Here is an 11,244-nt window from a genome sequence, read left to right on the forward strand (position 1 = left end):
GCCTTCCCCTTCTCCCCCTGTGGGAGAAGGTGGGTCGGCGCGCAGCGCCGAGACGGATGAGGGGTGTTGGAAGAAATGAGGCAGCGGCGATTTCGAACGTATCGCCAAGCTGGAACACCCCTCATCCGACCGAGCTTCGCTCGGCCACCTTCTCCCACAAGGGGAGAAGGGGGAGCCAATCCGCTGACGCCTCGAACGGGTGATCCAAATGACGTTATGCTGTCCAACGCGACCGTCCTACCGTTTAGCGATGCAACATCCGGCCGCCCGGCCAGGGAGACGGGGCGGGCGGCCGGTCAGAGCTTTCGACAGCGAGGCGTTGCGCGATCCTCGCCGCCGGCTAGCCCTGGTGTCTACTTCTGCGGCGCCTGGTCGATGATCGACTGCATGGTTTCCTGCGCGTTCGAAATGGCGCCGTCGACATCGTCGCCGAAGAAGACCTCGTTGACCATCTGCGTCCACGGGCCGTTGGCGGAGTTGATCAGGTCGTTGAACACCACCGTATAGGGGGTCTTGCCCTTGGCCATCGCCTCGGCCGCCACCTGGTAGCGCGGATCGAGATCCTTCAGCGCGTCCTTGGCGATGTCGCCGCGCACCGGCAGGCTGCCATATTTGGCGAGGATCGTCTGGCCCTCCAGCGAATAGGCGAAGTCCAAAAACTCCTTCACCACGTCGATCTTCTTGGTGCCCTTGGTGACGACGAAATTGTCGCCGCCGGCGAAGGACGACCAGCCGCCGTCCTTGCCGGGCAGGAAGGTGATGCCGTAGTCGATGTCCGGATACTGGGTGTTGAGCGCGCCGATGGCGAAGGCGCCGGATGGCGAAATACCGATCTTGCCGCCGGCGAAGGCGGCGAAGAAGTTCGAGCCGGTGTCGGTCTGCGCGCCCTCAGGCACCAGGCCCTTCTTCACCATCGAACGATAGAGGTCGATCGCGCCGCGCAGCTGCGGGCTGTCGAGCGTCGCCTTCGAGCCGTCCTCGGAGAGGATGTCGCCGCCCGAGGCCCAGATCAGCGGCGTAAAGGTGAAGATGTTGCAGCCGCCGCAATTGCCAGAGAAGTAGAAGCCCTTGATGTCGCCGCCGAGCGCGTTGACCTTCTCGGCGTCGGCCTCGATCTCGGCCCAGTTGGTCGGCCCCTTTTCGGGGTCGAGGCCGGCCTGCTTGAACAGCTTCTTGTTCCAGATCAGCACCGAAGAGTCGGCCGAGAACGGCAGGCCGTAGATATGGCCCTTATAGGTGCCGGTCTTCACATGCGCCGGCGACAGGCTGGAAAAATAGGGCAAGGATTTCGCCCAGTCGGTGATGTCCTCCAGCTGGCCGGCGGCGGCGAAGGACGGCGTGTAGATCAGGTCGAGCGAGAGCGCGTCGGGCGCGGTGCCGCCGGCGGCGGCGGCGCCGTATTTCGGAATGATCTCGGCGTTCGGAATGATGTCGAGCTTGATCTGGTCCTTATGCGCCTTGTTGAAGGCGTCGACGATGCGCGGCATGAAGTTCGAGCCGTCGGCGCGCACCCAGATGTTGGCGGTCTCTGCGGACGCGGCCTGCAGGCTGCCGCCGATCACGGCCGCGGCCAAAGCCAGCTTGGCAATCAAGATCTTCACTTTATTCCTCCTCATGGTTCTCCTCCCAGTTTGGTCGTGCCACCCGCGGGGGTCGGACGCGCGACGACCTTTTCCTTCACATCTTCAACCGCCCGGAGGACGGCCGCATGACTGACGCACCACCAGCCGGCACGGCAGTTTCCTGATGCCCGGCGCGGCCGGCTGGCCGCCCACGAGCGAAAGCAGAGCGAGCCCGGCCTCGCGGCCGAGCGTCGAAAGGTTCATGTCGACCGAGGTGAGCGGCGGGCGCGTCGCCTCGGCCACGATCTCCCAATTGTCGAAGCCGATGACGCCGACATCGTCGGGCACGCGGATGCCGCGCTCGCGCAGCGCATCGATGACGCCGCGCGCGATCTGGTCGTTGCCGCAGAAGACCGCGTCCGGCCACCCTTCCCTGCCCGCCTTACCGAACAGTTTTGACACCGCATCGTGGCCCCAGGCTTCCGACCAGGCCCCAAGCAGTGGCTCGCTGACCGGCAGGCCGTTCTCCTCGAGAACGTCGCGGTAGGCCTCAGCCCGCGTGTGCACCACCGCGAAGCCCTCCGGGCCGCTCACATGCGCGATGCGACGGCGCCCGAGCCGGCAGAAATGCTCGACCGCGAGCCGCGCGCCGCCGGCATCGTCGGAGACGAGGCCGACCGCGCCGGGGTCCGGCTGGGTGAAGGCATAGACCACCGGAACCCGCAGGTGGGACAGATCGACGGGCAGATGGCGGTCGATGCGTTTGCCGGTGGCGATGATGCCGTCGACGCGCTTGTCGAGCATGGCTTCGACATGCAGCTGGCCGAGGCGCGTATCGTCCTCGACATTGCACAGGAACACCGACACGCCATTGTCGACCAGCGCATCCGAAACGCCGGCCATCAGCGGCAGCGAGAAGCGGCCATAGGTATCGTTGGTGAGCAGGCCAACAGTGAAGGAGCGCTTGCGCAGCAGGCTCTGCGCCAGGCTGTTCGGCCGGAACCCAAGCAGCCGCGCCGTCTCGCGGATGCGCTCGCGCGTCTCCGCCGTCATGCGCCCCTGCCCGTTCAGCGCCTTGGACGCCGTCGCCACGCTGACACCCGCGGCTGCCGCCACCTCACGAAGGGTGACGGGCGGCTTGGCGGAGACTGGCGAGGCATCGGAAGACACGCGCGGCGAATCCTTAGTTGGGAAAAGGTTTTCTCTTACCGCCCTGCACAGTGATGACGGGTGAGGTCAACGAGCGCCGAGCGATTTGGGAAAAGGTTTTCTCAGGGGGAGACTAGGGGAAGGTGGGGAGGTTGGCAAGGGGGCGGTATAGGCGCGCTGCCCGCCCAATTCCGGAAGCGCCTTATTCGGGACGGCCGGAATGGCCGCGAGGTGTCTGCCCCGCTAAGCGGACACCGGACTCACATATCACAGCTCACCTCGACCTTGAGCGCCTCTGGGGCCGTCGCATACACCTATGCGTGCCCCGAAGTGACGGGAGTTGGCAAACGGGGTTGGCCGATACGGGAACATCGTCCAACAGAAGGCTGTGCATTTAGTAACTGAATACTTGATACGGCCGACCTATTGGAGATACTCTATTTCAAAATCGAGGGGTGATTTATGGGCAGCAGTGGATCAGGAAATTTTAGCGACTATTCTGGCAGGCCTAAGACTGGATCGGGCAGTGGATCCTCCGGTGGTTCCAGTGGCTCAGACAAGTGCGGTGAGGCTTTTACCGCGAGCCTCGAGGATGTAGCTAGCCATGATTACTATAAGAACCACGGCTCCGCGCCCCCGGTTGGCACTCAGCTTACGGTCGAGGTCAAGGGCCGGGTGGTAGCTGTTGCAGGTACGGAGTCGGTTGGGTCGCTACCCACACGGCTCAACTACCTTGCACGTTGCTTGCAGGCTGGTTTCACATATACGGGCGTCGTGACCGCATCCTCAAACGGCACCAATCCCCAAATCCAAGCTGATTTTGTGGCTGGCTAGATGCCAGACGTTATCCCGATACTGATCGGTGAGGTCACGGTCGACTTCACGATGCCGACGCGCACCACCGAAGCAAAGGTGCGACTCGGCGGTGTCGTCCACGCAGCTCGTGGCTTATGGGCTAGTGGGCGAGACTACGCCGTTGGAGCATTCTGCCCAGCTTACTTGGTCGAACAAGCGCGGGGCTACCTGACCCAGCACGGGTGTCGGGATTTTGTCCTGCTCGGGGAGGTAACCGGTGCGCCTAACGTGATCGCAATTGCTGACGTGAGAGAGGTGGGGCACCAAGGCTACGAAGACATCCTGCGCGACGAGAGAAGAGTTGTTCCAAGTCGCGGTCACATCGATTTGCGCCGGTTTGACACCGTCGTCATCTTCCCGGGACGCTATGAGTTGGGAGATGTGATCAATCAACTCAGGCCAGACGCTAGAATCACAATTGATGTTGCGTACGACGTAGACGACGCGACCTCTCTTGCATCGCTTACAGACCGGATCGACTCCCTGGTAATTTCGACATCCTCAAGCTTGTTCGCAAAGCTTGCATCGAGGGATGTCGCGCCGTTGCTAGATTTGGCTAAGAATGTTGGAGCAAGGCAATTACTTTTGAAAGAAAACCGCGGCGGCAGTAGACTGTTCGATATAGGCAGCGGCAACGTCGAGTATATTACGGCCACCCTGGGGGAGACGGCGAACTCGGTGGGTGTCGGAGACGTTTTCACCGCAGTGTTTGGCAGTTTCGATGGAAGTGCCCGAGATGCTGCTTGGCGAGGCATGCAAGTTGCGACGGTCTATTCCCAGACTACGTGGCCAGACGATCTTCAGCGCGACGTCGAGCGAGAATTCCGGATGCCGGTCGACATCGTCCGTGGGTTGGGCGGCGTCACTTTGCCATGGCATATGCGTCCGGAGTTGCAGATCTACCTAGCCGCACCAGACTTTTCGTACAGAGATCACAAAGAGATCAGCACTGCCGTTGCCGCACTCGAATACCATAACTTTCGAGTTAGAAGGCCAGTCAAAGAAAATGGAGAGGCCAGCCGCGAAACGCCTATCGAGTCCCTCTCATCCTTCTACTTTAGTGACGTGCAGTTGCTCGAAGAGTGTGCAGCAGTCTTTGCAATACCAATCGAACGTGACCCAGGAACTCTTGTTGAGATTGGCCTTGCAATCGCGATGGGAAAGCCAGTTGTTACCTTCGATCCCCGCAACGAGAACCGGAACACAATGGTGGTTACGGGAAGCGCGTCTTACTCGCCCGACCTCGACGTTTCTTTGAACGGCATCTTCGACGCCCTATCGAAGCTCCAGATGGGCGCCCGCAAATGACCAAGAAAGTGATGCTTTTGGCATCCGGTGGCTTGGACTCAACGACCGTGGCTTTTGCGCTGCATGCGGAAGGGATGGATGTGAGCCCGCTATTCTTCGACTACGGGCAACACTGCGTCGAGACCGAATGGAGTCGTGTGAATGAAGTTTTGCCCACGGGTATGAATCGTCCTGAACGAGTCGACATCTCAGGCCTTTTTCGTGGATCAAAATCGCGACTGATTGATGAGGCCGATCTCTGGCAAGACGATGTTCGCGATGATGATCTCTACATCCCTTATCGTACCCTCCTGTTTTATGCTGCAGCTGCTGCGAGAGGACAAACGCTGGGTATTCTCGAGGTCTATACAGGTTTCATCAACAGCAACCACGCCAAGGAGATCGACTGCACCGCCGAGTTCATGAACAAGCTTGATGGACTCACAGACGCTGTCGGGCCTGTGCGGTTTACGTCACCTTTTCGGTATTCATCAAAGACAGAAGTGGCCCAAGAGGCCATTCGCCTCGGGGTCCCCATCGGCAGGACATTCTCCTGCCAAGCATCCAGCAAACTTCCTTGCGGAGCTTGCCCAAACTGCGTGGAACGCCTAGGAGCGCTTAGGCAAACGGGACTACTATAGTGGCGCGACCTCGACCCGACCGGCTCGAACTGCTGAAGGCGGCACGCAGAGTTGCAGATTTGGCCTCAACCCAAGGCGTCCCGGCCACATATCATGTGCGCCGTTCAACCTATGAACACGCCGGAGCTCTTCTCGCGGATGCCGTGCTCCAGGCAGGGCTTAGCTACCGTTCGGTAGTCATGCCGCGCGTGGGGCGCATTCTGAAGGAGTTTCCGGACGCGGACCGAGTAAGTGCCCTCATCTGTCTCGTTAAGAAGGGCAGTACTGCGAATCTTCTCGACTGGCAGCACTCAACCAAAGTGGAGCGTTTTGAACACCTGGTTGTGTTTCTGCATAGGGCAAAAGTGGACACCACAGAGGACATTCGCGTGGCGCTCAAATCTGCCGCGTTCTGCGCCGACCTCCAATCGTTGGACGGAGTGGGCCCTAAGACGATCGACTACATGGCTTGCTTGGTGGGAATCGAGTCGATCGCCGTCGATCGTCACATCAGAACTTTTGCAGCCCGAGCGGGAGTCAATAACCGCGATTACGAGTTCCTGAAGAATGCATTTTGCTTCGCAGCCGACCTACTTTCCATTTCTCGGCGAGAATTCGACGCATGGGTGTGGTCCCGCGAAGCTCGCCAACAGGCACCGCAGCTGACTTTCGTCTTCTAGTAGGATCACAGGGCGCGAGAGCATCTCGGATCTATCCCCCGATAGTTGTCGGCGTCTGGCCCCTCGCCCAACTCTACCTTCGCGCCCGCGGATGGAACCTTGCCTACCGCCTCCTAAAAAACCTCGACAGAATATTCGGACCCGCTTCGCCGGGCCGCAGCCTGATGCCGTCCTCGAAGCAGTTCAGCGTCGCACACTCGAAGCCGCTGTGCGCGAGCAGCGCCACCAGCGAGTCGCGGTCGAAGTGGTGCAATTGCTCGTTGGGGAGACGCATACGCCAGTTTCGGAACCACGCGTCGCCGTCGGCGCCAGGCTCACGCCAGCAGATTTCAGACTTTCGTGTCGTTTCACCTACCTCAATTGGAGGAAACGAGGGGCGGTCGGAAGTGCGCCTCGGGAGCTACAATGTGGCTCGGAATTCGCGGTCACCCCAGAGGGAGGAGATTATGAAATACCTTGTAAATTGGAACGAGAGGCCACAGGGATCGGCGATTGAATACGAGAACGTCCAAAAGCGCATCCTGAAAATCTTCCAGCACTGGGAGATACCCAGCGAAGTCAAGGTGCATGCCTTCGTGGTGCGGGTGGGCGAATGGGGTGGTAGCATGCTGCTTGAGGCAGATGACCCGCTGGTAGCGCACAAAATGTGTTCAACCTTCCCGGCGTTCCAATTCGATGTCCGTCAGGTCATTGATGTTTCGGACGCGGTCCGCGTGGAGATGGAAGCTATCAAATGGCGGGATGACCTTCCTTCATGAGAGGCCGACGAAGAGTCGGCGCATTCGGAGCGCACGCTGTCGCGTTGCATTTATGGGGGCTCATCGGCCGGGTCCGCTGCACCGACCAGCGCGCGAAGGCCCTCGCGCATGAGCCCCCTGCCCGGCTCTACCTTCGCAGGCGCGGATGGAAACTGCCCTATCGCTTCCTAAAAAACCCCGACAGAATGTTCGGGCCCGCTTCGCCGGGCCGCAGTCTGATGCCGTCCTCGAAGCAGTCCAGCGTCACGCATTCGAAGCCGCAGTGGACGAGCAGTGCCACCAGCGAGTCACGGTCGAAGTGGTGCAGGTGCTCGTTGGGCAGACGCATACGCCACGCCGGAACCACGCGTCGCCGTCGGCGCCGACCCCCGCACATCTTGACGAAAATCGGCGCGCCTGTTTGAGAGCTATGGGATCGAGACATTGCTCCATGGGGGAGATGAGCAAGCGGTGGGCAAGCTGTGAAGCGGGTTTTTCGATTGCTTGCCGCGGTGATCGTGGCGTCCGGGGTGACCGGCTGCACGAGCATTTCCTATTACGCACAGTCGCTGGAGGGCCATGTGCAGATCATGGCCGCGCGGAAAAATGTCGGAAAACTGATCCATGATCCTTCGACGCCCGCGGCGCTGCGCAGCAAGTTGACGTCGGCGAGCGCCATACGACGGTTTGCGACAGATGAGCTGGCACTGCCCCAAAACAACAGCTACCGCAGCTATGTCGACATCCGTCGCGACGCCGTGACCTGGGCCGTTTTTGCCGCGCCGCAATTCTCGCTGACGCCCCGAACATGGTGCTTTCCGGTTTTCGGCTGCGTTCCGTACCGCGGTTACTTTGATCGGAAAGCCGCGACCGAAAGCGCTGTCGAGCTACATAGGCAAGGCCTGGACGTCTATGTCTCAGGCGTCACCGCATATTCCACGCTGGGCTGGTCAAGCGACCCGCTGCTAAGCACCATGCTGCGTCAGGACGACACCTATCTCGCAAGCCTTGTCTTTCACGAACTGGCGCATCAGCGCCTCTACGTGAACGATGACTCCGCATTCAATGAGGCTTTCGCGGTTGCCGTCGAAACCGCCGGCACGAGGAAATGGCTCCGCGCCACCGGCGATCGCGCCGCATTGCGCCGCTACGAAACCGATCGCAAGCGCAGGGTCGATTTTCTCGGACTGGTGTCGAAAACGCGGGACGAGCTAGGGCAAGTCTATAACAGTTCCCGTACCGCGGCGCAGATGGCGGCCGCCAAAGCAGCGGCGATCGACAGGCTGCGGATGCGCTACCGGCAACTGCGCGACAAGCGCTGGGCCGGATACCGGGGATACGACGCCTGGTTCGATGCCCCGATCAACAACGCAAAGCTCGCCGCGACTGCTGTCTACGGCGAACAGGTCCCGGCGTTTCTTCGCTTGTTCGACTTGTGCTCCGGCGACTATCCAAGGTTCTACGCTGCTGTTCGACGGATCGCGGATTTGCCCAAACCTTCCCGAGCCAAAGCGCTTGAGGTTGCGGATACGTGCGATTGACTTGAACAGGCACGGGGGCCGCCGCCGACTCCGGCATGCGGCCAGACCCCTGGCGCGCGGAAAATGCTGCAGCTCGGCACGAGGGCATACGCGCGAGCGGCAAGTCTATGCGGCTGGTCCGCCTACAACCGAGCGGCAGGTCCAGCCGTCGCGGCTATCCACAGCCGGCCTGACCATTTCTGGGTGCATCGCCTGGTTCTGCCTGTCGTTACGGCAGTTTGCCCATCGGTGTGGCATTTCTGCAACCACTAATTTAGACAACCCCTGCTAGAAACGCGTCGGGTTTATAAAGGGGTATGGGGCTATGTTTCTGCGCTTTTCAGCGAAATCTATTCTATTGGGCGCCGTTTCGGCGGTCGCTTTGATGTCTGCCGCGCATGCGGCGGACGTCGTGCAGCCGGTCGAGGCGTCCGGCTTCAACTGGAGCGGTCTCTTTGTCGGCTTCGGCGTCGGCGCCGGCGCCAATGTGCATGAGATCAGCAGCGATTTCATTCCGGGCATTTCACTCAACGGCATCGGCGGCGAAGGCATCTATGGCGAAGCGACCGTCGGCTACGACTACATGGTCTCGCAGCGCTTCCTGCTGGGCGCCCTGCTCGACGCTCATGTCGGCACCATCAAGACCTCGCTCGATGCGTTCGGCCTCGGTGCCGACGTCAAGGAGACCTACGGCTTCGACGTCGGCATGCGTGCCGGCTATCTCTTGACGCCGGGCACGCTGGGCTACGTGCTGGGCGGTTACGCCTGGCAGAAATACAAGCTCGACACCAACGCCGGCTTCGGCATGGACTGGGACCAGGGTGGCTATTTCGTCGGCGCCGGTGTCGAAACCGCCATCAACGCCAACTGGACGCTCAAGGGCGAATACCGCTACACGCGCTTCAGCACCACGGACGATCTGCTTTCGCAGTTCGGTGCGCCGGATGGCGCGCTCAACCTCGACACCTCGCGCCATACCTTCCAGGTTGCCGCCAGCTACCGCTTCAACGCCGCCAATGGCGGGGCTACCGGCTTCGAGACGCCGGCCTATAATTGGACCGGCTTCTATGTCGGCGGCGGGCTCGGCGCCGGCGCGTCCGTGCACCAGATCGATGTCCCGCCGGCCGGCGTGAAGCTCAACGGCATCGGCGGCGAGGGCGTGTTCGGCGAGGCGAGCCTGGGCTACGACCAGGACTTCGGCAGCTGGGTGGCCGGCATCATGGTCGACGCGCGCTACTCCGGCATGACTTCGGAGCTCGATCTCGGCGGCGGCCAGATCAACCTCGACACCGACTATGGCTTCGACGTGCTCGGCCGCGTCGGCATGAAGGTCAACGAAGCGACGCTGGCCTATGCGCTGGCCGGCTACAGCTGGCAGCATTTCGACCTCAACGCCTCCGACCCGATCGGCGATATCATCGATTGGGGCTCGAGCGGCTTCTCGGTCGGCGGCGGCCTCGAAACGGCGGTGTCGGACAAGATGACGGTCGGCATCGAATACCGCTATTCGCAGTTCGAGAAGCACGACTTTTCGGCGGATCTCGGCGCGCCGGACGGCAGCATCACCTCGACGCCGTCCTTCCATACCGTGCGGATCGACGCCAAGTACAAGTTCAACTAAGCAAGGGCCCTCCAGCCAAAGCAAAAGCCCGCCTCACCGGTGGGCTTTTTTTGTTGTCGGGAAGGCATGATGTCGCGCGTCCTATGACGGCAGCCCGCGGCTGCCTGAAAGAAGGAAAGCATCATGAGAAAGCTCATCGTCACCGAGTTCATCAGCGTCGACGGCATTGCCGAGGTCGAAAAGCTGCCGGGCGTGACCTGGAACGACGAGATGAACAAGTTCAAGGAGGACGAGCTTGCCGACAGCGGCGCCATGCTTCTCGGTCGCACGACCTACGAGATCTTCGCCGGCTCATGGCCGAAGGAAACCGGCGATTTTGCCGACCGCTTCAACGCGCTGCCGAAATATGTCGTCTCGACGAGCCTGAAGGCGCTCGAATGGCAGCCGGCCGAGCTGCTCGGAGGCCCCCTGCCCGACGCCGTTGCCAAACTGAAGCAAGGAAGCGGCGGCAACATCTATGTGCATGGCAGCCTCAGCATCGCCAGGCAGCTTCTCAGCCACGGCCTCGTCGACCGCCTCAGGCTGCTCAGCTATCCCGGCGCCGTCGGCCAGGGTAAGCCGCTGTTCCCGGCCGATAAGCCGCTTGCGCTGGAGCTGATCTCAGCCGTGCCGTTCAGCAATGGCGTGGTGGCGCTGGAGTATGGGCCGGTCGCGAAACCTTAGCCGCCTATAGTCTAACGGCCCGGCATCACCGGGCTGGAGCAATTCCAGGAAAAGTGTGGAACGGTTTTCCGTCCGGAATTGCGTAAAAACAAATAGTTAGAGCTCGATGCCGGTTGGTGAACCCAGCATCCGCGCAATCTGTTTGTTCTAGGACGGCTGTTGCAGGGGCTGTTCGCGCTGACGCACTTTGCCTTTCTGCGTCAGTCGCGCCATGACAGCGGTCATCTGATTATAGAGATCGACGAAACCCGACGACGGCATCGCCAGTTGCCCGACGACAACGCGATTGAGGTTCGCGCGGTCTTCGGTATCGACGCGTTCCGAATAAAGCGTGAGGCGCAGCACGTCCTGGCGAAAACTTATGGCAAGGGCGCCATCGCAAAAAATCTCCGGTGCGTCGGGCCGGTCGATGATCTTTTCAGCACGCTGGTTCATATCGGCCTTCTCTGCTCTTCCTTGAATTGATAGGGCACGACCGGGGTTGATCGCACCCGCACGGCCCGAATGATCGAGGGCGAGGTCGGTTCGCCCTCGATCGGTGCTTGGACGA

Annotated in this window: 12 protein-coding genes; 7 read left to right on the forward strand and 5 right to left on the reverse strand. The window is 61.0% G+C overall.

Annotated features, from left to right (window positions below):
- Positions 1-353: 353 nt before the first annotated feature.
- Positions 354-1,616, reverse strand: a complete 1,263-nt coding sequence (locus AC4FWB_RS29005) for an ABC transporter substrate-binding protein (protein WP_491029662.1) — start codon at positions 1,614-1,616, stop codon at positions 354-356.
- A 69-nt stretch (positions 1,617-1,685) separates the two neighbouring features.
- Complete coding sequence (locus AC4FWB_RS29010; protein WP_491029663.1) at positions 1,686-2,732, reverse strand: LacI family DNA-binding transcriptional regulator; 1,047 nt, start codon at positions 2,730-2,732, stop codon at positions 1,686-1,688.
- Positions 2,733-3,545: 813 nt separating this feature from the next.
- On the opposite strand from AC4FWB_RS29010, the gene AC4FWB_RS29015 reads away from it, so the two are divergent.
- From AC4FWB_RS29015 to AC4FWB_RS29025, 3 genes are read left to right on the forward strand one after another with little or no spacing between them, the layout of a single operon-like run.
- The gene (locus AC4FWB_RS29015; RefSeq protein ID WP_491029664.1) at positions 3,546-4,874 is read left to right on the forward strand and encodes a nucleoside 2-deoxyribosyltransferase; all 1,329 of its coding nucleotides are present in this window, start codon (positions 3,546-3,548) and stop codon (positions 4,872-4,874) included.
- Positions 4,871-5,494, forward strand: a complete 624-nt coding sequence (locus AC4FWB_RS29020; RefSeq protein ID WP_491029665.1) for a 7-cyano-7-deazaguanine synthase — start codon at positions 4,871-4,873, stop codon at positions 5,492-5,494. Before AC4FWB_RS29015 ends, AC4FWB_RS29020 begins: the two co-directional genes overlap by 4 nt.
- The gene (locus AC4FWB_RS29025) at positions 5,494-6,153 is read left to right on the forward strand and encodes a hypothetical protein (protein ID WP_491029666.1); all 660 of its coding nucleotides are present in this window, start codon (positions 5,494-5,496) and stop codon (positions 6,151-6,153) included. The genes AC4FWB_RS29020 and AC4FWB_RS29025 overlap by 1 nt, the downstream gene beginning before the upstream one ends.
- 103 nt (positions 6,154-6,256) lie before the next feature.
- Here AC4FWB_RS29025 and AC4FWB_RS29030 read toward each other — a convergent pair whose 3' ends face one another.
- Positions 6,257-6,427 carry a hypothetical protein gene (locus tag AC4FWB_RS29030; protein WP_491029667.1) on the reverse strand — a complete coding sequence of 57 codons (171 nt, stop codon included), beginning with the start codon at positions 6,425-6,427 and terminating at the stop codon, positions 6,257-6,259.
- A gap of 172 nt (positions 6,428-6,599) precedes the next feature.
- On the opposite strand from AC4FWB_RS29030, the gene AC4FWB_RS29035 reads away from it, so the two are divergent.
- The gene (locus tag AC4FWB_RS29035; RefSeq protein ID WP_491029668.1) at positions 6,600-6,911 is read left to right on the forward strand and encodes a DUF3303 domain-containing protein; all 312 of its coding nucleotides are present in this window, start codon (positions 6,600-6,602) and stop codon (positions 6,909-6,911) included.
- Positions 6,912-7,068: 157 nt separating this feature from the next.
- Here the strand turns inward: AC4FWB_RS29035 and AC4FWB_RS29040 are convergent, their stop codons facing one another.
- Complete coding sequence (locus AC4FWB_RS29040) at positions 7,069-7,239, reverse strand: hypothetical protein (protein ID WP_491029669.1); 171 nt, start codon at positions 7,237-7,239, stop codon at positions 7,069-7,071.
- 133 nt (positions 7,240-7,372) lie between these two features.
- On the opposite strand from AC4FWB_RS29040, the gene AC4FWB_RS29045 reads away from it, so the two are divergent.
- From AC4FWB_RS29045 to AC4FWB_RS29055, 3 genes are all read left to right on the forward strand, one after another.
- On the forward strand, positions 7,373-8,431 hold the full coding sequence (locus AC4FWB_RS29045; protein WP_491029670.1) for an aminopeptidase: 1,059 nt from the start codon (positions 7,373-7,375) through the stop codon (positions 8,429-8,431).
- 364 nt (positions 8,432-8,795) lie between these two features.
- Positions 8,796-10,031 (forward strand): outer membrane protein, encoded by a 1,236-nt coding sequence (locus AC4FWB_RS29050; protein WP_491029671.1) that lies wholly within the window; start codon positions 8,796-8,798, stop codon positions 10,029-10,031.
- Between the two features lie 123 nt (positions 10,032-10,154).
- Positions 10,155-10,694 carry a dihydrofolate reductase family protein gene (locus AC4FWB_RS29055; protein WP_491029672.1) on the forward strand — a complete coding sequence of 180 codons (540 nt, stop codon included), beginning with the start codon at positions 10,155-10,157 and terminating at the stop codon, positions 10,692-10,694.
- Between the two features lie 147 nt (positions 10,695-10,841).
- Here AC4FWB_RS29055 and AC4FWB_RS29060 read toward each other — a convergent pair whose 3' ends face one another.
- Entirely contained in the window at positions 10,842-11,129 is a 288-nt protein-coding gene (locus AC4FWB_RS29060; RefSeq protein ID WP_491029673.1) for a hypothetical protein, read from the reverse strand.
- Positions 11,130-11,244: the final 115 nt, after the last annotated feature.

This window comes from Mesorhizobium sp. LEGMi-168a (assembly GCF_058312955.1).

Coding starts and splice junctions, on each gene's coding strand:
- AC4FWB_RS29005 (WP_491029662.1), bottom strand. CDS start 1,616: ATGAGGAGGAATAAAGTGAAGATCTTGATTGCCAAGCTGGCTTTGGCC.
- AC4FWB_RS29015 (WP_491029664.1), top strand. CDS start 3,546: ATGCCAGACGTTATCCCGATACTGATCGGTGAGGTCACGGTCGACTTC.
- AC4FWB_RS29020 (WP_491029665.1), top strand. CDS start 4,871: ATGACCAAGAAAGTGATGCTTTTGGCATCCGGTGGCTTGGACTCAACG.
- AC4FWB_RS29030 (WP_491029667.1), bottom strand. CDS start 6,427: ATGCGTCTCCCCAACGAGCAATTGCACCACTTCGACCGCGACTCGCTG.
- AC4FWB_RS29035 (WP_491029668.1), top strand. CDS start 6,600: ATGAAATACCTTGTAAATTGGAACGAGAGGCCACAGGGATCGGCGATT.
- AC4FWB_RS29040 (WP_491029669.1), bottom strand. CDS start 7,239: ATGCGTCTGCCCAACGAGCACCTGCACCACTTCGACCGTGACTCGCTG.
- AC4FWB_RS29050 (WP_491029671.1), top strand. CDS start 8,796: ATGTCTGCCGCGCATGCGGCGGACGTCGTGCAGCCGGTCGAGGCGTCC.
- AC4FWB_RS29055 (WP_491029672.1), top strand. CDS start 10,155: ATGAGAAAGCTCATCGTCACCGAGTTCATCAGCGTCGACGGCATTGCC.
- AC4FWB_RS29060 (WP_491029673.1), bottom strand. CDS start 11,129: ATGAACCAGCGTGCTGAAAAGATCATCGACCGGCCCGACGCACCGGAG.